We start from the raw sequence: 19,368 nt of genomic DNA, 5'->3' as shown, positions 1-19,368 counted from the left end.
AGATGTCCTGCTACGTGTCCTGCAAAAGAGGCTAAATTCATGGCCGATGTCGTCGTTGAGCAAGGCCGTCTCGCCCGAGCTGCAAGCCCGCGCAAACGGGCGAGCCTGCGCAATGCGATGGGACGGAAATCGACCGTCGCGTTCTTCCTGACGCTGCCGCTGATCCTCCTGATCGCCCTGCTCGTGCTTTATCCCGCCTTCTATTCGGTCTACCTGGCAACGCTGAACAAGGCGATGACCAAGTTCGTCGGCCTCAGCAACTTCACCTTCCTGTTCAAGCGCGAAACGTTCTGGATGGTGGTGAGGCAGTCCTGCATTTTTGCGATTACCGCCGTGGTCTTCAAGGCTTTGATCGGCTTCATCGTCGCGCATTTCGTCCACAACATTCCCGGCAAGAAGCAACGTAAATGGCGCGGCATGCTGCTGGTGCCCTGGGTGATCCCGCCGGCGATGAGCACGCTGGCATGGTTGTGGCTGTTCGACCCTTCCTACAGCGCCTTCAACTATACGCTGTCGTTCTTCGGCATCGGTCCGATCCCGTGGCTCGGTGACACCTTCTGGGCGCGTTTTTCCGTCATCCTCGTCAACGTCTGGTACGGCGCGCCGTTCTTCCTGATCATGTACCTGGCCGCGCTGAAATCCGTGCCCGACCAGCTCTACGAAGCCGCAGCGATCGACGGCGCCAATTGGTGGCAGAAGATCTGGCACATCACCTTGCCGATGATGCGCAACATCATCGCCATCACCACGCTGTTCTCGCTGATCGTCACTTTCGCCAATTTCGACATCGTGCGCATCCTCACCTCCGGCGGTCCGCTGGACCGGACGCATCTGTTTGCTACCTGGGCGTTCCAGGTCGGCATCCAGAGCAGCGACATTCCGCTCGGCGCCTGCGTCTCGCTGTTCATGGTGCCGATCCTCGCCGTCGCAGCGGTCTTCATCCTGCGTGATGTCAACAAACGCGGGAACGAAGCCTGATGAGCACGCTCGCAATCGACAAGGCCGGACCGACACGCAAGGTCAAGCTTCGAAGCATGAGCCGCGACCGCACCTGGGCGCTGCGCTGGTCCTACTTTTTCCTGGTGCTGTTTGCGATCTTCTTCCTGATCCCGCCGATCTACATGCTGATCACCTCGCTCAAGAGCAGCGCGGAGATCTCGGCCGCCACCAATCCGTGGTGGGTATTTCATCCGACCCTGTCGAACTATGTGGAGCTGTTGACCTCGAACCAGTTCCTGCGATTCTTCTGGAATTCGTCGATGATCTCGATCGTGGTCGTGATCGTGACGATGCTGATCAGCATTCCGGCGGCGTTTGCATTGGCGCGGATGAAGTTCTGGGGCTCGGCGACGCTCGCGACCGGCGTCTTTCTCACCTATCTGATCCCGGACAGCCTCCTGTTCATTCCCTTGTTCAAGATGCTCGCGGTGGTCCAGGACGTCACCGGCATCACTCTTCTCAACCGCTGGTACGTGCTGGTGTTCATCTATCCGACGCTGACCGTGCCGTTCTGCACCTGGATCATGATCGGCTATTTCGCCTCGATCCCGAAGGAGCTCGACGAGGCGGCTCTGATCGACGGCGCTTCCTGGCTCCAGACCCTGACCCGGATTTTCATCCCCGTCGCCCTGCCCGGCCTGATCGCAGCCACCATCTTCGCCTTCACCGTGTCCTGGGCGCAGTTCCTTTATCCCCTGGTGTTCACGACATCCATCGACCAGCTGGTGCTGCCGGTCGGCATCACCACCACGCTGATCAAGGGCGACGTCTTCAATTGGGGTCAGATCATGACGGGCGCGCTGCTCGGCGCTGCCCCGCCGCTGGTCATCTATGCCTTCCTGATGGACTATTACATTGCCGGCCTGACCGCCGGCGCGACAAAGGGTTGATGTCTTATGGCTGAGGTTGCGTTGCGGAAGGTGGTCAAGCGTTACGACGACGTCGAGGCGGTGCGCGGCATCGACCTCGACATCTCAGACCATGAGTTCATCGTGCTCGTCGGCCCCTCCGGCTGCGGCAAGTCGACGACGTTGCGGATGATCGCGGGACTCGAGGACATCACCGACGGCGACATCATGATCGGCGGGGACGTCGTCAACGACGTGCCGCCAAAGGACCGCGACATCGCGATGGTGTTTCAGAACTACGCGCTCTACCCGCATATGACGGTCGCGGAGAACATGTCGTTCGGGTTGCGGCTCAAGCACTACCCGAAAGCCGAGATCAAGGCGCGGGTGACCGAGGCCGCCCGCCTCCTGGACATCACCGACCTGATCGACCGCAAGCCGAAGCAGCTCTCCGGCGGCCAGCGCCAGCGCGTCGCCATGGGGCGGGCCATCGTGCGCAATCCGAAAGTCTTCCTGTTCGACGAGCCGCTGTCCAATCTCGACGCCAAGCTGCGCGTGCAGATGCGGATCGAGATCAAGAAGGTGCACCAGAAGGTGCGCACCACCACGGTCTACGTCACCCACGACCAGGTCGAGGCGATGACGCTGGCGGATCGCGTCGTGGTGATGAACAAGGGACGGATCGAGCAGATCGGCACCCCGAACGAGCTCTACCACAAGCCGGCGACGCGCTTCGTCGCGGGCTTCATCGGCTCGCCGGCGATGAACTTCATTCCGTGCCGGCTCGAGGACGTCGGCGGCAAGCTCAACGTCCGCCTGACGGACCGGATCTCATTCCCGTTGCCGCCGGCCCGCGCCGCCCGTTACAGCGCGCTGCCCCGAGCTGAAAACCTGTTGCTCGGCATCCGTCCCGAACATCTCACGGAGTCGCATGCGCATCTGGATCCGGGCGTCGAGACCTTCGACACCATGCTTGATGTCACCGAGCCGATGGGAATGGAGACGCTGGTCTATTTCGGCCTGGAAGGCACGCCCGTCTGCGGCCGCGTCGATCCCAATGCGGGCGCCAAGGATGGGGGCCCCATGCGTTTGGCGATGGACCTCAACAATATGCACCTGCTAAACGAGGCGACCGGCGCCGTCTTGTGACGGCCGGCCAAGAAACTCGTGCAGGTAGGGACGATGTCGACCAACAAGAAGAAAATCTTTGTTACGCAAACTTTGTCGCAAGGGGCGCGCGCCCTCCTCACCCAGCGAGATGACATCGAGCTCATCGAGTTTCCGAACCTGATCTCCGCTGGGGATTTCGAGGCTTTGCTGAAGAGCCACGCGCCGGTCCATGGCGTGGCGCTCGGCGCCACCGCTTTCGGCGAGACCGAGCTCGAAGCCTCGAAGGACATGAAGGTGGTGACCCGGATCGGCGTCGGCTACGACGCAGTCGACGTCCCCGCCCTCTCCCGCCGCAAGGTGCCGCTGATGGTCGCGGGCAGCGCGAATTCGCCCTCGGTCGCCGAGCAGGCGCTGTTCATGATGCTGACACTGGCAAAACGCGCGCAGGAGATGCATTCCTGCGTCAAGGACGGCAAATGGGCCGACCGGCTCGGCATGCTGCCGTTCGATCTCTACGGCAAGACCGTCCTCATCATCGGCTTCGGCCGCATCGGCACCCGCACCGCCAAGCGCTGCCTGGCGATGGACATGAATGTGCAGGTCTATGATCCCTACAAGGCAGCCGCAGAAATCAAGGCAGCAGGCTGCGAGCCGGTCGCCGATCTCGATGCCGCGCTGCCGCACGCCGATTTCGTCACCATCCACTGCCCGAAGACGCCGGAGACCGTCGGTCTGTTCGATGCTGACAGGATCGGCCGGATGAAGCCGAAATCCTACCTCATCAACACCGCGCGCGGCGGCATCGTGAAGGAGACGGCGCTGTACGACGCACTGGTCTCGGGCAAGCTCGCCGGTGCCGGCATCGACGTGTTCGAGGTCGAGCCGCCGCCGGTCAGCAACGCGCTGTTCGCGCTGCCCAACGTCATCATGGCCCCGCATGTCGCCGGCGTGACGGTCGAGGCGGTGAGCCGGATGAGCGAGCAGACCGCGCGCAACATCCTCAGTGTGCTGGACGGCGATCCCATCCGGCAGAACATCATCAATCAGGATGTCCTGGGCTGAGCTGGTCTCCAGGGCGGGCGGTTCTCTTGAGGGGCAGTTCTCTCGGACGGGCGGCCGCCCCCGCCTTCGGAACGCCAGAATGAGTCCCATTTTGGTGCAGATCGAGCCCTCACTCAGCCTTAATCAAACCCGCGTAATAGGTCCGGCCGCGGCGGCAGTGGGACAGACTTGCCGGCCGCGTCGAGCTGGAGGATGGACCCTTGTCAGAGATCGACCCGACCGACCACGCGTTGGCGACCATCGCCAGCATCCTGGAGCACCCTGAACCCGTCCTCGTCGTGCGCGAGACCGAGACCGTGCGCGAGACCGAGACGATCACCGTGACCGAAATGGTGGTTGCCGGTGAACATGGGGTCACCGACGAACACCCCGTGGTCGACGAGCACCCCGTGGTCGACGAGCACCCGGTGGTCGAGGAGCAGCCGCTGGTGCCGGAGCACACCGATGCCGACGGCTACAGCAAGGTCGGCCCCGGGCCGATGGTGGCCATCCGCCTGAAATGGACGGTCCATCGCGGCGATGACGGCCAGTTCTACGTCCACGAGACCATCGGCGAGCAGTCGGTGCCCGTAGTCAGCGGCCCGATGACCGGCGAAGCCGCGGTGCATTTCGTCGACGCGCATGAGGACGAGGCGCATCGGCGCTTCGAAGAGCTGCGCAGCGAGATCGCCGGCCGCAGCTCGCTCGCCGATTACGAGCGCAAGGGCGAAGCCTAGCGCGTTTTCGCGCGAAGTGGCTGCCGGTTCGGCTTATCGTCGTCCGAGATAATCCTTCTTCACGAGCTCGACGCCTGCGTGCCGCAACAGGTCGTAGGCGGTCGTGACGTGAAAGAAGAACTGCGGCATGCTGAAGGTCAGCAGCAGCGTCCGCCCGGTGAAGGGCAACTCGGTCCCGTTCTTCAGCCTGAAGAAGACATTCCGTTCCGCCGCGGCATCGATCTCCGCGCGCGGCAGGCTTTCGATGAACTCGATGGACGTCGCGATGCGGGCCTGGAGTCCGGCCATGTCGTGCTCCAGCACCGGCAGCGTCACCGGCTCGCGGTCGGCCAGCAAGGCCGCGGCGACCGTGGCATGGCGGCAGGCCTCGCCGATCTGTTGCGCCAGATCGTACATGTCGGGCGCGATGCGCATGCCGAGCAGGACGGCCGGATTGAACTTCCGGGCTTCGGCATAGGCAACGCCCTTGTCGAGCAGTGCGGACAGGTTGCGCAAGTAAGGCACGAAGACGCCGACCGAGGCGTCATGCATCGAGATCGTCACTTGAAAATTCCCTTCAATTCCGCCTCGCCAGCGACGGGCATCTGGTCTAAATCCAGGCCTCAAGACAGGCATCGAGAGCTGCACAATGACAGCTTGGGCATGGGTGGAAAAGAGATGATCGTTCGAATGACCAGTCGAATTTTGGCGACCTTGGCCGTGGTCCTGCTGGCAAACCTTTCGGCGCAGGCACAGCAGGCGACGCCGTCCCGCCTCGACGAGATCGTCAAGCGCGGCACTTTGCGCGTCGGCATGACCGGCGACTACAAGCCCTTCACCTATCTCGACAAGACGACGCAGCAGTTCAACGGCTTCGATGTCGACATGGCCGAGGCGCTCGGCAAGGCACTCGGCGTCAAGGTCGAATTCGTGCCGACGGCCTGGCCGAAGCTGATGAAGGATTTCGAGGCCGATCAGTTCGACATCGCCATGGGCGGCGTCTCGGTCACGCTCGACCGGCAGAAGAAGGGCTTCTTCTCCACGCCGATCATGCGCGAGGGCAAGACGCCGATCGCGCGCTGTGCCGATGTCGGCAAATACCAGAGCATCACCGACATCGACAAGAAGGGCACCCGCGTGATCGTCAATCCCGGCGGCACCAACGAGCGCTTCGCGCGTGCCAACATCAAGGATGCCGATATCACCGTCTTCCCCGACAATACCGTGATCTTCGACGAGATCGCCAAGGGCAATGCAGACCTGATGATGACGGATGCCTCCGAGACGCGCTACCAGCAGAAGCAGCATCAAGGCGTGCTCTGCGCGGTGCATCCCGACAAGCCGTTCGACTTCTCCGAGAAGGCCTATTGGCTCCAGCGCGACGTGGCGCTGAAGGCGTTCGTCGACCAATGGCTGCACATTTCTATGCAGGACGGCAGCTACAAGAAGATCTACGCCGCCTGGTTCGATTAGGCGCCGCCCGCGCTGCGTGCGTCTTCCGTCACTCCAGGCGCGCGCGGAAAAAGGCCACGACCGCGCCGTTGAACTCGTCGTGAAACGCTTTTCGATTGAACCCTGGCGGATCGGTGCAAAGAATCGGCGCTGTTTCGGCCAGTTGGGGCGAGCATGGCGCGATAAAGGAAAAATGCGCGGAGTTGGGCACGATCCGATAATCGGGCCGTGCGGGAAGAAGGACTTCCAGCGCATCGACAGCATCGGGCGTGACGCCGTCGCCACCGAGCGCTGAACGCCACAACATCATTGGGATCGTTAGATCGGCGAGGCGCTCTCGGCTGAAGAGACCATCAAGAAGTGGCGGATCCGCCAAGATGGCCGCTCTGACACGGGGATCGTGGACTGCCGGCTCGGTTGGCATCCGGCCCTCGCGAATGTCCCGACATTTCGGCGTCGTGGCTCCCTCTCTCTCGCAGAGCCGGGCCAGCGCACCGAAATCAGGGTTGCCGCCGATCACGACGAGACCGGTATAGGCGCCGCGCGAGAACCCGAACAGGCCAATCCGCCGCGGGTCCAGGACCGCCGCTTCCTTCCATGCGCCGAGCATGAAACTCGTGAGCCGTTTCATGTCGGTGGGACGCTGAATTAGGACGGAGAACTCGTCCGTCCGGCTGCTGTCCCTGGCATTGTCGCCGGGATGGCTGATGGCAGCGACCACGAATCCGGCATCAGCAAGTGCGGCCGCGGTATCGTTGTGCGTGAGAAACGAGCCGCGGCGCCCGTGCGAGACAACGATCAGTGGCAATCGATTGCCCGCGACCGGACAGTCTTTTACGCCCGGCACAATGACTCCGCGGCCCAAGGCGACCTCGGAGGGCGCCGCTGTGCAAGGTGTCCACGCCATGCCCTTGAGAGCGAGCCCGTCGGCATCCGCGGGCACCTCGATAAATTGAAGTCCGGCCGCTTGCGCCAGGGTCGCAACCAGACAGCAGGCCGCGATCAGAATGATTGTGGCAAGTGGCCGTGGCATGAGCGTGTACTTTCAAACTATTCAACCGGGGCGGTTGTACTTGCCCGTCCTGAATCCGTCCAGATGCGGGCCACGCCGCTGTCCAACTTTGGACCCGCTCCGGTGTTATTGAACCCGCAACAGCCGGAGCACGACTCATACGGTGACAGTGATCTAGATCACTTTTTGCGATCGAGCCGGGGCGTAAGCGTCGGTGCGGGGACCACCTGTTTCAGGAGATGCGAAATGAGGAAGCTGTTGGCCACGGCCGCATTCCTTTTGGCGAGCACCGCTGCGCAGGCGCAGTACACTTTCGACTATGGCGGGCGCACCATCCGCATCGATCCCGACCGCGGCACGGTGCAAATCCCCGGCGTCTACGACAACACCGGCCAGGGCAAGGCCAAGAAAACCAAGAACGATGCCAAGGGGGCTCCAAAATCGGACCCGCAGGCACCGCAACAAGCCAAGGCTGACCCGCAGGCGCCCGCCAATCCAGCGCCGGCCCCGGCACCGGTCACGGCGCCCCCGGCGGCCGAGCAGACCCCTGTCCAGGCTCCCGTTGCCGTCGCGCCTCCTGCCCCGCCGGCGCCTCCGGCCACCACGGCGAACAACGCTCCGGCCGAAGACGCGCTTGTGCCGCCGCCTCAGCCGGCCCCAAGTGCTGCCCCGACGGTGGCCGCAGTACCGCCCGCACCGCCGCCGCCGCCCGCCCCGACCGTCGCAGCGGCGCCTCCGGCGCCATCTCCGCCTCCCGTCCCGGCGCCTGCGCCTGCCCCCGTTCAGTCGGCTGCCGTCGCGCCGCCGGCTCCCGCTACCGCGCCCACGCGCGACCTCAATTCACCGCTCGGGGTCTGGCTCACCGAGGAGAAGGAAGGCAAGGTCCGGATCGAGCAATGCGGCAGCAATCTCTGCGGCTACTCGGTCGATTCGAAATCGAACCAGAATGGCGAGCAGGTTCTGATCAACATGAAGCCCGGCAAGGATCAGAACAAGGACCAGAAATGGTCCGGTCGCATCCTCGATCCGAACTCCGGCTCGACCTACGATTCAACCATCGCGCTGAAGGGCACCGATCGCCTGCGCGTACAGGGCTGCGCCTTCGGCGGCATGTTCTGCGGCGGCCAGACCTGGACGCGTGTGAACTGAGGGTCCTGTCACGCGCGCGTGACACGGTGGGATTGAGCGTTACCCTGCGCCAGCGGGCAACGAGGATTGCCGCTGCGCCTGTGCTTGCCCGGCAAAGACACAGCGTCGGACCCGATCGCTGAGCACGTCATCACCGTCTCGATCGACGAATCCGTGGAAATTCAGGCCGTTTCTGTGAACTAGTTAATACTAGGACGGCTGCGATCGCCTCTAGCTTAGGTTGAACGACGAATTTCCGCGGTCAAAAATCGCCTTGGCACCTCTGATCCCGCCGATGCGCTCAGACCGGCAGCACTCGAATTTTTGTGCCGGCTCAAGCACCTTATCGTTTCGCTTCACAGTTGCGTTAGCGAGGTTGTTATGGAGGAACTCCGTGCAGCGCCATCGCTCATCTCAGGTGACTGGGACCAGGATTTCTTGAAAACTGAGCAAGGTATCCGGCGCCATGTGATCGGCGCGCTCAGGAGCAGGCAGAACGGCCTGAAGACCGCACTCAAGCCCCTCGTCGACGAGCTGGCCCGAATGCTCGTTTCGGAGTTTGGTCTGACTGCCGAAGCCGTCGACAAGATCCTTCAATCGCAAACCACGCTCCTGAGTGTGCTTTCCGATCGGTACGACGCGCTCGACGAGGCCGCGCATCACAGCGACATCCCGTTCGTCGAACTGGCAGGCGATGGCCGCATCGTCTATGCGAATGCGGCGTTCGACAAGCTCGTTCCCGACGGCCGCAACGCTCCGTTTCCCGGGCTATTCGGGTCCCGTGCGGCCGACGTGGGCGCAGCCCTCAAGGCAAACCACAACACAAGCCTGCGCGTAGACATCCGGACCAATAAGTTGATCCGCCAGGTCAGGGTCGAGATCGGCCCGCTGCGCGACGAAGACGGGCAGCAAGGCAACTACGCCCTCCTCCTGGATCAGAGCGCCGAACGGAGCCGCCTTGACGCCTTGCAGGACGGCGTGCTCAGGACCGATCGGGCGGGCAAGATCCGGTTCGCAAACGAGCGAGCCGTGCAGATTCTCGGGTTCGCCGAGGCGACCCTCAAGGAGATGTCGCTGTCCGATGTCTTCGCGCCCGACGACGAGGGCACGACGAGCCGGTTTGACGAATGGATCGGCACACAAACGGGATTTACGGATTTCGTGCGGCTTCGTCCGATGGATGGCCGTTCCGTCCTGGCGAGAGTCAGTGCAGCGCCGTACATGGAGGAACAGAATAGCTCGACCGGGCTGTTGTTGTTGTTCGCTCCCCTCAACGAGGATTTGGCGCGCCAGCAGCTGAAGACCGTTCTTGCCGAGCACGCAGACCCGCAAGAGATCATCGAGGCCATGCTGCGGGTCGTCGAAAAGGTCATTCCGTTCGAGATGTCTGCTTTCGGGGTCTACAACGACCTCAGCGACCATTGGCGAGCGCTCACCGTCTTTCCTAAACCTCGCTGGGAGTGGAGTACACGCTGGTTCAAGGTAACGGCCGATGTGATTCAATGGCTCGAACAGGGCAAGACGTGGAATAACGACCTGAGCAAATTCGTCGAGCAGCTCAACCCGGAGGAAAAGGACAACCCGGTCAGCAAGGCGATCCTCTCCGACGATTTCAAATCGATGGTTGTGTTGCCGATTCGGAAGGCGGGCGGCCGGTTCGGAAGCTCGCTGGCTCTCATGTCCCGTAACCACAAATATACGGCCGCCGACCTCCGGACCCTGCAGAATCTCGGAGTCGAGGAAATCCTGCAGGCTGCGGACGCGGCCATCGAGCACGCTCAGGCGCGCGCCTTGCGCGAGCTCAAGGACAATTTGAACAAGGCGCCCAGCGCCCGCACCATTGCCACACTGCTGGCGACCGGCACGACACAATGCTTCGGCTGGGAGTACGTCGGTGTGTTCCGGGTGGACCGCGCCCGCGGCAAGTTCGTGCTGGTCGCCGAGCACGTCAAGAACGACCGAAACCTGCTCGTGAAGTCCGCCGCCCAAAAGTCCGAATACACCCAGGACCTATCCAGCGGAATGCTCGGCAGCTGTCTCGTCCAGCGGTCCATTCTTGTCGTTCCAGACATCAGCGATTCCAAGCGGAACTACGGCTTCATTCAGACCGCGCCGGATCAGCGATCCGCGATGACCGTCCCCCTCTTCGTGAATGGCAAGATCGAGATGATCCTCGATATGGAATCTTCGGAATCCAACGCCTTTCTCGGACCCGATCGCGAAGCGGCCCGCGGACTCGCCGCCGACTGCGAGCAGATTTTTGCGGCGCGCTGGCACGAAGCGATCGAGCTGGCGCTTATGAACAGGATTGAGCAGGCGGCGGTCATCGTCGACGCGGTCGGCAAGATCTGTCACATGAATGGCGCGGCCGAGAGCATTTTTGGTCAGGCACGAGACCGCGAACTCGTGTCGTTCGGGGCACGAGACGAAGATATCGAGGAACTGTCGCAATCTGGTATCCAGCACCGACTTCACATCCACCTGACGATCGGCGACGCACCGCGCACCGAGGTGACCACCCTTGCAAACCGCGAGCCGTTGAATGACGACTATGGCCACCACCTGTGGCTGTTCACGAGCCTCGCCGATCAAAGCCGAGAGAGCGACTGGGGATATCTGGAGGAGACGGTCACGGCTGTTGCGCGCGAGACCCGGGCTCCCCTGCTCATGGCCGATGGTTTGTTGCGCAGCGCCCAGTCCCTTCTAAGCAAACCCGAACTGATGAGAAACTGCGCCAACATGCTGGAGCAGGCGGCCAATCATCTCCTGAAGGCTGATCTCACCTTCGAACGTCTGTCGGAACGTTTGACCGTGCAGCAGACGCCGCAGGAGGCACCGACCTCGTTCAACGTATTGGAAGCGCTCTATCACGAGATCGAGGGCCTTCCCGTCGACGATCGTGACGCGATCGATATAGAGGGCGACATCACGGACGAAGCTCGTCTGATCGTCAGCGGCTGGCTGGAGCGATTGAGCTTCGCATTTCGTTCGGCGCTCAGCTCGCTTCTTTCGCTCCGCGTCGCCCCGACCGATCGGCTCACCGTGACCATCGCGGAACGACCACCGCATCGTCTGTTCGTATCCATGCGCATCCCTGCGGTCACCGCGCAGCCGCTGGATCCGTCGGCCGCCGATCTGATCGAGCGGAGCCAGTCCCGGGCCCGGCAAATGGCCAGCGTCGCCGTAGAGGCGATACAGAAAGCCGTCGAGCAGCATGACGGGAGCTTGACCGAACTGGACGGCATGGGATTCGAATTCGACTTGCCATTATGTGCGCAGGAGGCATCAGCATGACCGCAAGGATAGCGATAGCCACGGCCGAACCGGGCATGTTCGAAACACTGCGCACGCATCTGCTCGCGGCAGGCGTCGATCCCGAGAACCTGCACGACAAGCAGTTGATGACTACGGACCAGACCAACGAGTGGCTCATTGCGAACGACACCGAGTTGCTCGTCCTCGATGCCGGATTGCCGATGGACCCGCGCGTCCATCGCGACACGCGAACGACAGTCGCTGCGCAGGATTTGCTCAGCACCGTCGTGCAGGCCCGAGACCCTCACACGTCCGTCCTCGTCATCGCTCCGTCGTTCGGGGCCTGCCCTGATCTCGAGCAGGAGTGCAGCAGAGCCGACAACGCTCTGATCCTGCCAATGGACGCCCTGCAGCTCCACCGGCATCGAATCCTCAGGCCGTTCATTGCGATGCTGACCGGGCATCCCGATGAGAAGGGCGCCATTCCTGGCGCGTTCCGGGTGATCGAAACGGAAATCCATAGCGCCAAGGTAGAATGCCGTCTCGGAACTGGCGACGACGGCTCTCCAATGCTGCGCTGGAACACAGTCAGCGATCTGGATGATCTGAAGTCTGCCGCCCGGGATTATGGGCGGGACGAGATACCCCAAGACCGCGCGGATGCGGATCACTGGATCGGCACCAGCCTGCCCAAGAACTGGCTCGCCCAGACGCGGGGTGTCGGAACACGGCTGTTCAAGAGCTTCGTCGTCAAGGCGATCGGCGAGCACCTGTTTTCGCAGATCGAGAGGGCGGCCGGTGGGCTGGCAGGACTGTCGTTCCGCTTCGTGATCAACGATGCCGGATATTATCCTGTCCCCTTCGAGGCGAGCGTGCGGTATCTCGCTGAAGAGAACGGGCCATTCGTGCTTCTTCATGCCCCGATCGTCCGACGCGTGCCGTCGGTTATTCGGCTGCAGAGAGGGGCGAGAGCCGAGCGCGGGCGCATCGAGCCAGGCTCGAGGCTCATGTTTGTTCGCTCGCAGGTCGGCGAGCACCCAGACCGCAAGCTCGAACGGGTGATCTGCGACGGCAAGACGTTCGACAAGCTCGGCAATATCGACGTTGAACTCCAGTACCTGAAGGAATTGGCCGCCACAGGGTGCTTCGAGCTGGAGCTTGTCGACCTCTCCGGCACTCCCGGCAATGAGGCCGTGCCCCATTTGCTGCAGCGGCTTGCTCATTTTCGGCCGTCGATCCTCCACTACGCCGGCCATGCCTGGAGTGACGGCCAGAAAACCGTGTCTCTCGTCCTTCCCGGCACAAGGCCGGAAGAAGCGATCGGGCTGAAGCTCGACAGAATGGTCGCATCCGAAGGTCTTTCGTCGACCACGCTGGTCTATCTCTCCGCTTGCCGCGGCATCTCCAGGGGCAGCGTGCAACAGCTGGTGATGAACGGAATCCCCTATGCCTTGGGATTCCGCTGGAACGTGGAGGATGACCGCGCGCCTCATTTCGCCAAGGCGTTCTACAGCGAACTGCATGAAACGCGGTCCGTCTGCCTTGCGTTCCGGAAGGCATGCCGAGCTTCTTGGGAGCGTCTCGCCGACGACGAGGACAGCCCGATCTGGCTTTCGCCCATCTTGCTCGCGCAGTCGACGGATTGGGCAACACGCTGCAATTGAGCCGAGATCGGATCCTGTCATGACTGTCTGGACCACATTCAAGAACACTGTCGAACATTGGGCGAGCCGCGAATTGAAGCGTCCCTATGTCGGCTATGTGCCCGCTTCTGGCGACAACGCGATTTCGACGGGAGCAGCCTTCGTTCCCGAAGCAAGCTACTTCGGACTCCGCATGGTCGAGATGGGGCTGAGCGAAGGCGGCAAATTCTTCAGTTCGTTCCTGCCGCTTGGCGTCGTCCTGACGGAGTTCAGCTTCGGCGACGGCCGGCAGCGCAGGCCGACGATCTTGAGCAATGACGAGATCGCCGCGCAACTCAAGTCCGCGGGGGCGGCTGCTCCGGGCTATATCGAGTTCAGGAATATCTACGCCGTCAGGCGCGCGCCCATGAAGGAAGACAATCTGTCCCTGTTCGTGGGCCTGTTCCGCCTGCCCTACCATGACGTCGCCCAGCAAATCCTGCAACTTGCAGCCGACCTGACGACGCAGACCGGGCTGGTGCCCGGCGTGTCGGAGGGCGTGCGTGTCGCAGAAAAAGTCTACGACCGCGTCGCTGGCTTGTTCGGACTCAACATCGTCACGCCACTGTTGTCCTATGCGGACGGAAACGCGCTCGGCCGCAGCGGCTATCTCCTGGTCGCAGGCCCCGAACTCGACGAGGCCGCGGCAAAGCGATTGGTCGTCACCGACGACCAGCTGTTGTCGGACGGCAAGCGTGTCGCCGGATTGAACTACTGTCTGCTCGCCGTCGAGTTTACGGGCACTCTTTTCGCCGACGGACCGGACACGATCAATCCGCTGACGCAGCTGGGCTTCCATCGGCGCTGGCAAGACGTCGCACGCGTCGTCATGACGCGAGATTTCGACCGTGCGGAGGAGCAGATGCTGGCGCTGCGCTCCGAGGTCATCACGTCGCCGGAACTGGCTGAAAACGATCGCCTCATCGCCATCGGCGCCTACCAGACGAGCTTCGACAAGCTCGTCGAACGAATGACGCCGAAAAACGCCCACCGCGGCTCACGGGGACCTCTCTTGAACGGAGCCCTCGGCAAAAGCGCAACGCCGGCCGTGGCGCAGGTTCTGGGAGGGATGCAGCTCAGCCTCCTCTCCGGCGTCACCGGAGCCCCGGACGATCCGGACAGACTTTTCGCATCCGAGGCGTCCGAATTGAGGAAAACGATCGCCAAGGTGGCGCGGGTCGATGCCAACTCCGCCGTTGCGCTGGCGCGCGTGCTCGATCGCACTTCGACGTCAAAATGACCGTTTCTGGCAGGCCCGTCCGGGCTTGAAGCCGAGCAAACCCATTCCGACACCCCGGAACACTGCTCCGGTGAGGTGCGTGACGCCCCTCACATCGTCCGCCCGCCGCGTCTGTCATGGTGCCCCCGGATCAACCCAAGGGGCGTGTCATGAACGGATTTCGCAAGGGTCTCTTCGTCACCATTGTCGCCATCGCCTTCCCGCTGACGCAGGCAGGCGCGGCCACCTCCACCTTTGACGGCGCATGGAATGTCCGTATCTCGTCGTCGAGCGAGACCTGTGGTAACGGCTCGACCGTCGCGATCGGCATCAACAACGGTCAGATCGCCTCGAGCAGCGCCATGGTGACGGCGTCAGGCCGCGTCGCGGACGCGGGCAGCATCAACGTCACCTTGAGCACCGGCATCAAGCGCGCTGTCGGCTTCGGCCGGCTCAGCGGCACTTCGGGCTCCGGCACCTGGCGCGGCAGCATGTGCACGGGCACGTGGACGGCGGAGCGGATGTAAGCGCTCTTGTCCCGGACGAGCAGCGACGCAAAGCGTCGCTGCGCAAAGCCGGGTCACGCAAACTAGCCGACCGCCGCGCCGTATTCCGCGTCGGTCACCGGCTCCAACCAGGTCGAGAACACGCCGTCGAGCGCTTCCTGCATGGCAATGTGAGTCATGCCGTTGGTTGGCGACCCGCCGTGCCAGTGCAGCTCGCCCGGAGGAATCCAGACGGTGTCGCCGGGACGGATTTCGATGACAGGGCCGCCCTTGGTCTGGACGCGCCCAACCCCCGAAATCACGTAGAGCGTCTGCCCGAGCGGATGATGATGCCAGTTGGTGCGCGCGCCCGGCTCGAACGAGACGCGCGAGCAGTTCAGCCGCGCCGGCGCGGGCGCCATGATGACGGGGTCCTGCCAGACGGTGCCGGTGAAGTGTTCCCCGGGCGCACGGCGTGTCGGCCTCGTCCCTGCAACAGTGATGTCCATTGGATTTTCCTCGCTTCTTTCCCGATTACTTCTTGCTTGCGGCGTAGCGCGCCTTGGTCTCGGCGTTCATGGGATAGAGGCCCGGGAGTACTGCGCCATTGTTCACCTCGTTGACGATCCAGGCTTCCATCCGCTCCTGCTCGACGCCCTCATTGAGCACGTGCTCGAGCATCGCCTGCGGGATCAGCACGCAGCCGTCCTGGTCGGCGACCACGATGTCGTTCGGGAACACCGCAACGCCGCCGCAACCGATCGGCTCGCCCCACCCGACGAAGGTCAGGCCGGCAACCGACGGCGGCGCGGCATAGCCGTCGCACCAGACCGGCAGATTGGTGCCGAGCACGCCCTCGACGTCACGCACGACACCGTCGGTGACGAGTGCGGTGACGCCGCGCTTCATCATGCGCGCGCACAGGATGTCGCCGAAGATGCCGGCGTCGGTGATGCCCATGGCATCGACCACGGCGATGCAGCCCTCCGGCATAGCCTCGATCGCGGTGCGGGTCGAGATCGGCGACGACCAGGATTCCGGCGTCGCCAGATCCTCGCGGGCCGGCACGAAGCGCAAGGTGAAGGCCGGTCCCACCAGGCGCGGCAGACCCGGGCGCAGCGGACGCGCGCCGCGCATCCAGATGTTGCGCAGGCCCTTCTTCAGCAGGACCGTGGTGATGGTGGCAGTGGTGATGCCGGCGAGGGTCTTGCGGGCTTCGGGGGACAGCGACATGGAAACAGACGAGCTCCGGATGGGCGGGAAAGAACGCGCGCATCTTGCGGGGTGCGGGCCTTGCGTCAAGGCCCAAGAGGCTACCAATCATGCAGGGCCGCAGCGCAGTTATGCGTCGCGATAACAAGGCTTTATCGCCTCCCCCTGCATTAATTTATTGGACTTGCGGGCGCATTTACGCGAAGCAGGGATGAGCGGAGTTCAAGGCCGAGCCCGCGTATCTCCAGAAGCCCGATTTCGACAGCCCATGTCCGCGACGCTTCCCCCGCCCCGCCTTCTGCCCAGTGGCGACAGCGCCGTCACGGTCGAGTTCAGCCGTACCATCGACGACGACGCCAACCAGCGCGTGCTGGCGCTCGACAAGGCGCTCGCAGCAAGCCCGATCGACGGCATCACCGAGTCCGTGCCGACCTATCGCTCGCTGCTGGTGCATTACGACCCCGGCAAGATCGGCTTCGACACACTTGGCGAAAAGCTGCTCGCGCTCGCCAGCCAGCCGCTGCCGCCAGCCACTAAGGCGCGCCGCTGGCGTATTCCCGTCGCCTATGGCGGCGAGCACGGCATTGACCTCGAGGACGTCGCGAAGGCTCTGAACACCACACCCGACGACATCGTCGCGCGCCACGTCGCCGGCGATTACAAGGTTGCCATGATCGGCTTCACGCCGGGGTGGTCCTATCTCAGCGGGCTCGACAAATCCCTGCAGATGTCGCGGCGGCAGAATCCGCGGCTGCTGACGCCTGCCGGCACGATCTCGATCGGCGGCATCCAGGCCGGAATCCAGTGCCTGGCAGCGCCGAGCGGCTGGCACCTGCTCGGCCGCACGCCGGTGCGGACCTATCAGCTCCACCGCAATCCGACCTTTCTCACCGAACCCGGCGATCGCGTGACGTTTTTCGCCATCGACCACAAGACGTTCGAGGAACAGGACCGCGCCGCCGAGGCCGGCGAGATCATTGTCGAGCAGGTGGTCGCATGAGCCGGCTCGTGATCGCCAGCATCGGGCCCGCAAGCTCGGTCCAGGACGGCGGACGCCATGGCGCGCAACGCTATGGCCTGACGGTCAGCGGAGCGATGGACCGCCTGTCGCTCGCGGCGGCGAACACGCTCGTCGGCAACGAACCATTCGCAGCCGTTGTCGAGGTCGGCCCGTTCGGCGCCTCGTTCACCGCGCGCGACGGTGCCGTGCGCGTCGCGATGTCAGGCGCGCCGCGCAATGCGGACGTTGCGGGAAGTCCGGTGACTATGGACACGTCGGTGACGCTGAAAGACGGCGAGACGCTGACGCTGGGCTTTGCCCGCGGCGGTGCGTTCACTTATCTGGCGATCGAAGGCGGGATCAAGGGCGAGCCGGTGTTCGGCAGTCTCGCGGTCAACGCCCGTGCCGGGCTCGGCAGCCCCTACCCGCGCCCGCTGCAGGCCGGCGACGAATTCAGCGTCGATGCCGCAAGCGGTGCACCGGAGCTGCGCATCGAACTGCCGAAGCCGTCGAGCGGCCCGATCCGGGTTCTGCTGGGCCCGCAGGACGACGAGTTCGACGACGCCAACAAGGCGCTGTTCCTCGACAGCGAGTGGAAGATCTCGGCGACCTCCGATCGCATGGGCTACCGGCTCGAGGGGCCCGCGATCAAGCATCTCCATGGCCACAACATCGTCTCCGACGGCACGGTCAACGGCAGCATCCAGGTGCCCGGCAACGGCGCGCCGATCGCGCTGATGATGGATCGCGGCACCTCCGGCGGCTACCCGAAGATCGCAACCGTGATCACGGCCGACGTCGGCCGTCTCGCGCAGACCTCGGCGGGAACGGCGTTCCGCTTCAAGGCGGTCAGCATGGCCGAGGCGCAGGACGAGGCGAGGAAATTTGCCCAGCTGATCCGCAACCTGCCCGATCGCCTGCGCTCCGCCGACACCGTCGCGCTCAACGTCGAAGCGCTCAGCGATGCCAATGTCGCGGGCTATGCTGTCAGTGCCGTCGACGCCGGGACCTGGCAGGTCGCGGCCGAGCCGTAAACGACAAGACGATCAGAGACGGAGAGCACCCCATGAAGACGATCGATCTCAATTGCGATCTCGGCGAAGGTTTTGGCGCGTGGGAGATGGGCAACGATGCCGCCATGATCGAGCTGGCGAGCTCGGTCAACGTCGCCTGCGGCTTCCATGCCGGCGACCCCGACATCATGCGCCGGACGGTCGAGCTGGCGAAGGCGCGCGGCGTCTCGGTCGGCGCGCATCCCGGCTATCGCGACCTGCACGGATTTGGCCGCCATCCGATTGCCGGCCTGAAAGCCTCCGAGATCGAGAACCTCGTCGCCTACCAGATCGGCGCCCTGCAGGCGATCGCGACCGCCGCCGGCCACAAGGTGACGCATGTGAAGGCGCATGGCGCGCTCTCCAACGTCGCCTGCGAGGACGACATGACGGCGAAGGCGATCGCGGCCGGCATCAAGGCGGTCGACCCCGGCTTGATTTTCGTCGTGCTCGCCAATTCGAAGCTGGTGAAGGCTGGCGAAGCCGCCAATCTGCCCATGGTGCACGAGGTGTTCGCCGACCGCGCCTATGAGGACGATGGCAATCTCGTCTCGCGCAAGAAGCCCGGTGCAGTGCTGCATGACGCCAAGGCGATCGCCGACCGCGTGGTGCGCATGGTGCAGGACGGCGCGGTGGTCTCGGTCACGGGCAAGGTCATCAAGATGCGAACCGACACGGTCTGCATCCACGGCGATACGCCGGGCGCCGTCGACATCGCGCGCGGCCTGCGGCAGGCGTTAAAGGATGCAGGGATCGAGGTCGCGCCGTTCAAGCGCGGGGCGTGAGGCTCGCTCGGTGCCGTAGAATGGGCAAAGCGAAGCGCGCCCACCAAAATCCATCCTGCTTGCTGAGAGACGGTGGGCAGGGCGCAAGCGCGCCTTTGCCCACCCTACGAGAGCTGCGAAGACTCGTTAGAACGGGTGCACTGAGAGCGTGCCGAACACGATGGCGGCGATGACGGCGAAGGCGCTGTACATCGCGGCATGATGCACGCTCGCACCGGTCCGCCGCGAGAGCGAGCGCGCGTAGAAGTGCAGCCTGGCTTCCGCCGATAGTTCGCGCATGGTCGATCTCCAACGCCCCATTTGCGGGATTATGAGGGATCAACCGGGGTGGCCGACAAGAGTCCCGCGGAAATAGCGATGCGGGTTCTCTCA

Annotated in this window: 19 protein-coding genes; 14 read left to right on the top strand and 5 right to left on the bottom strand. The window is 63.6% G+C overall.

Translation table 11 applies throughout. From position 1 onward, the window contains the following. Window positions 1-39: 39 nt before the first annotated feature. The 5 genes from AC0L3U_RS00795 to AC0L3U_RS00775 all read left to right on the top strand — a co-directional run bounded on the left by AC0L3U_RS00795 (window position 40) and on the right by AC0L3U_RS00775 (window position 4,735). Complete coding sequence (locus AC0L3U_RS00795) at window positions 40-978, top strand: carbohydrate ABC transporter permease (protein WP_354047776.1); 939 nt, start codon at window positions 40-42, stop codon at window positions 976-978. Beyond that, on the top strand, window positions 978-1,889 hold the full coding sequence (locus AC0L3U_RS00790; RefSeq protein ID WP_018457902.1) for a carbohydrate ABC transporter permease: 912 nt from the start codon (window positions 978-980) through the stop codon (window positions 1,887-1,889). Before AC0L3U_RS00795 ends, AC0L3U_RS00790 begins: the two co-directional genes overlap by 1 nt. Before the next feature lie 6 nt (window positions 1,890-1,895). After that, window positions 1,896-2,996 carry an ABC transporter ATP-binding protein gene (locus tag AC0L3U_RS00785; RefSeq protein WP_473360328.1) on the top strand — a complete coding sequence of 367 codons (1,101 nt, stop codon included), beginning with the start codon at window positions 1,896-1,898 and terminating at the stop codon, window positions 2,994-2,996. A gap of 33 nt (window positions 2,997-3,029) precedes the next feature. Then, complete coding sequence (locus AC0L3U_RS00780; RefSeq protein ID WP_473360327.1) at window positions 3,030-4,019, top strand: hydroxyacid dehydrogenase; 990 nt, start codon at window positions 3,030-3,032, stop codon at window positions 4,017-4,019. 200 nt (window positions 4,020-4,219) lie between these two features. Beyond that, window positions 4,220-4,735: a hypothetical protein gene (locus AC0L3U_RS00775; RefSeq protein ID WP_473360326.1), complete on the top strand. Its 516-nt coding sequence runs from the start codon at window positions 4,220-4,222 to the stop codon at window positions 4,733-4,735. Between the two features lie 33 nt (window positions 4,736-4,768). On the opposite strand, the gene AC0L3U_RS00770 is transcribed toward AC0L3U_RS00775, so the two are convergent. Beyond that, a complete protein-coding gene (locus AC0L3U_RS00770) occupies window positions 4,769-5,266 on the bottom strand; it encodes a DUF1993 domain-containing protein (RefSeq protein WP_456769628.1) in 498 nt (165 codons plus the stop codon). Window positions 5,267-5,404: 138 nt separating this feature from the next. On the opposite strand from AC0L3U_RS00770, the gene AC0L3U_RS00765 reads away from it, so the two are divergent. Further along, the gene (locus tag AC0L3U_RS00765) at window positions 5,405-6,187 is read left to right on the top strand and encodes a transporter substrate-binding domain-containing protein (protein ID WP_473360325.1); all 783 of its coding nucleotides are present in this window, start codon (window positions 5,405-5,407) and stop codon (window positions 6,185-6,187) included. 28 nt (window positions 6,188-6,215) lie between these two features. Here AC0L3U_RS00765 and AC0L3U_RS00760 read toward each other — a convergent pair whose 3' ends face one another. Further along, window positions 6,216-7,199, bottom strand: a complete 984-nt coding sequence (locus AC0L3U_RS00760; protein WP_473348705.1) for an alpha/beta hydrolase family protein — start codon at window positions 7,197-7,199, stop codon at window positions 6,216-6,218. 225 nt (window positions 7,200-7,424) lie between these two features. On the opposite strand from AC0L3U_RS00760, the gene AC0L3U_RS00755 reads away from it, so the two are divergent. The 5 genes from AC0L3U_RS00755 to AC0L3U_RS00735 all read left to right on the top strand — a co-directional run bounded on the left by AC0L3U_RS00755 (window position 7,425) and on the right by AC0L3U_RS00735 (window position 14,989). After that, window positions 7,425-8,327 (top strand): DUF2147 domain-containing protein, encoded by a 903-nt coding sequence (locus tag AC0L3U_RS00755; RefSeq protein WP_473360324.1) that lies wholly within the window; start codon window positions 7,425-7,427, stop codon window positions 8,325-8,327. Window positions 8,328-8,687: 360 nt separating this feature from the next. Continuing rightward, window positions 8,688-11,600 (top strand): PAS domain-containing protein, encoded by a 2,913-nt coding sequence (locus AC0L3U_RS00750; RefSeq protein WP_473360323.1) that lies wholly within the window; start codon window positions 8,688-8,690, stop codon window positions 11,598-11,600. After that, entirely contained in the window at window positions 11,597-13,225 is a 1,629-nt protein-coding gene (locus AC0L3U_RS00745; RefSeq protein WP_473360322.1) for a CHAT domain-containing protein, read from the top strand. Before AC0L3U_RS00750 ends, AC0L3U_RS00745 begins: the two co-directional genes overlap by 4 nt. Before the next feature lie 19 nt (window positions 13,226-13,244). Then, on the top strand, window positions 13,245-14,483 hold the full coding sequence (locus AC0L3U_RS00740) for a hypothetical protein (RefSeq protein WP_456764300.1): 1,239 nt from the start codon (window positions 13,245-13,247) through the stop codon (window positions 14,481-14,483). Window positions 14,484-14,632: 149 nt separating this feature from the next. Then, window positions 14,633-14,989: a hypothetical protein gene (locus tag AC0L3U_RS00735; protein ID WP_473348709.1), complete on the top strand. Its 357-nt coding sequence runs from the start codon at window positions 14,633-14,635 to the stop codon at window positions 14,987-14,989. Window positions 14,990-15,051: 62 nt separating this feature from the next. Here AC0L3U_RS00735 and AC0L3U_RS00730 read toward each other — a convergent pair whose 3' ends face one another. Then, window positions 15,052-15,456: a (R)-mandelonitrile lyase gene (locus tag AC0L3U_RS00730; RefSeq protein WP_456764298.1), complete on the bottom strand. Its 405-nt coding sequence runs from the start codon at window positions 15,454-15,456 to the stop codon at window positions 15,052-15,054. Window positions 15,457-15,481: 25 nt separating this feature from the next. After that, window positions 15,482-16,180, bottom strand: coding sequence for a ribonuclease activity regulator RraA (locus AC0L3U_RS00725; protein ID WP_007590912.1), 699 nt, complete (start codon window positions 16,178-16,180; stop codon window positions 15,482-15,484). Window positions 16,181-16,427: 247 nt separating this feature from the next. Here AC0L3U_RS00725 and pxpB point away from each other — a divergent pair, with 247 nt between their 5' ends. Genes pxpB through AC0L3U_RS00710 form a run of 3 tightly spaced genes read left to right on the top strand, consistent with a single transcriptional unit; the run spans window position 16,428 to window position 18,996 of the window. Beyond that, the gene (gene pxpB / locus AC0L3U_RS00720) at window positions 16,428-17,159 is read left to right on the top strand and encodes a 5-oxoprolinase subunit PxpB (RefSeq protein ID WP_473360321.1); all 732 of its coding nucleotides are present in this window, start codon (window positions 16,428-16,430) and stop codon (window positions 17,157-17,159) included. Then, window positions 17,156-18,193 (top strand): 5-oxoprolinase subunit C family protein, encoded by a 1,038-nt coding sequence (locus tag AC0L3U_RS00715; RefSeq protein WP_473360320.1) that lies wholly within the window; start codon window positions 17,156-17,158, stop codon window positions 18,191-18,193. Before pxpB ends, AC0L3U_RS00715 begins: the two co-directional genes overlap by 4 nt. 32 nt (window positions 18,194-18,225) lie before the next feature. Then, window positions 18,226-18,996 (top strand): LamB/YcsF family protein, encoded by a 771-nt coding sequence (locus AC0L3U_RS00710; protein ID WP_106944814.1) that lies wholly within the window; start codon window positions 18,226-18,228, stop codon window positions 18,994-18,996. A 126-nt stretch (window positions 18,997-19,122) separates the two neighbouring features. Here AC0L3U_RS00710 and AC0L3U_RS00705 read toward each other — a convergent pair whose 3' ends face one another. After that, complete coding sequence (locus AC0L3U_RS00705; RefSeq protein WP_007590908.1) at window positions 19,123-19,275, bottom strand: hypothetical protein; 153 nt, start codon at window positions 19,273-19,275, stop codon at window positions 19,123-19,125. Window positions 19,276-19,368 lie beyond the last annotated feature (93 nt).

This window comes from Bradyrhizobium sp. Kon69, assembly GCF_055807515.1.
This window is presented reverse-complemented; position numbering and strand designations above follow the sequence as displayed.

What these genes read in the sequence shown, in the direction of transcription:
- AC0L3U_RS00795 (WP_354047776.1), top strand. Translation starts at nt 40, where the DNA reads ATGGCCGATGTCGTCGTTGAGCAAGGCCGTCTCGCCCGAGCTGCAAGC.
- AC0L3U_RS00790 (WP_018457902.1), top strand. Translation starts at nt 978, where the DNA reads ATGAGCACGCTCGCAATCGACAAGGCCGGACCGACACGCAAGGTCAAG.
- AC0L3U_RS00785 (WP_473360328.1), top strand. Translation starts at nt 1,896, where the DNA reads ATGGCTGAGGTTGCGTTGCGGAAGGTGGTCAAGCGTTACGACGACGTC.
- AC0L3U_RS00780 (WP_473360327.1), top strand. Translation starts at nt 3,030, where the DNA reads ATGTCGACCAACAAGAAGAAAATCTTTGTTACGCAAACTTTGTCGCAA.
- AC0L3U_RS00770 (WP_456769628.1), bottom strand. Translation starts at nt 5,266, where the DNA reads ATGCATGACGCCTCGGTCGGCGTCTTCGTGCCTTACTTGCGCAACCTG.
- AC0L3U_RS00765 (WP_473360325.1), top strand. Translation starts at nt 5,405, where the DNA reads ATGACCAGTCGAATTTTGGCGACCTTGGCCGTGGTCCTGCTGGCAAAC.
- AC0L3U_RS00760 (WP_473348705.1), bottom strand. Translation starts at nt 7,199, where the DNA reads ATGCCACGGCCACTTGCCACAATCATTCTGATCGCGGCCTGCTGTCTG.
- AC0L3U_RS00755 (WP_473360324.1), top strand. Translation starts at nt 7,425, where the DNA reads ATGAGGAAGCTGTTGGCCACGGCCGCATTCCTTTTGGCGAGCACCGCT.
- AC0L3U_RS00750 (WP_473360323.1), top strand. Translation starts at nt 8,688, where the DNA reads ATGGAGGAACTCCGTGCAGCGCCATCGCTCATCTCAGGTGACTGGGAC.
- AC0L3U_RS00745 (WP_473360322.1), top strand. Translation starts at nt 11,597, where the DNA reads ATGACCGCAAGGATAGCGATAGCCACGGCCGAACCGGGCATGTTCGAA.
- AC0L3U_RS00740 (WP_456764300.1), top strand. Translation starts at nt 13,245, where the DNA reads ATGACTGTCTGGACCACATTCAAGAACACTGTCGAACATTGGGCGAGC.
- AC0L3U_RS00735 (WP_473348709.1), top strand. Translation starts at nt 14,633, where the DNA reads ATGAACGGATTTCGCAAGGGTCTCTTCGTCACCATTGTCGCCATCGCC.
- AC0L3U_RS00730 (WP_456764298.1), bottom strand. Translation starts at nt 15,456, where the DNA reads ATGGACATCACTGTTGCAGGGACGAGGCCGACACGCCGTGCGCCCGGG.
- AC0L3U_RS00725 (WP_007590912.1), bottom strand. Translation starts at nt 16,180, where the DNA reads ATGTCGCTGTCCCCCGAAGCCCGCAAGACCCTCGCCGGCATCACCACT.
- pxpB (WP_473360321.1), top strand. Translation starts at nt 16,428, where the DNA reads ATGTCCGCGACGCTTCCCCCGCCCCGCCTTCTGCCCAGTGGCGACAGC.
- AC0L3U_RS00715 (WP_473360320.1), top strand. Translation starts at nt 17,156, where the DNA reads ATGAGCCGGCTCGTGATCGCCAGCATCGGGCCCGCAAGCTCGGTCCAG.
- AC0L3U_RS00710 (WP_106944814.1), top strand. Translation starts at nt 18,226, where the DNA reads ATGAAGACGATCGATCTCAATTGCGATCTCGGCGAAGGTTTTGGCGCG.
- AC0L3U_RS00705 (WP_007590908.1), bottom strand. Translation starts at nt 19,275, where the DNA reads ATGCGCGAACTATCGGCGGAAGCCAGGCTGCACTTCTACGCGCGCTCG.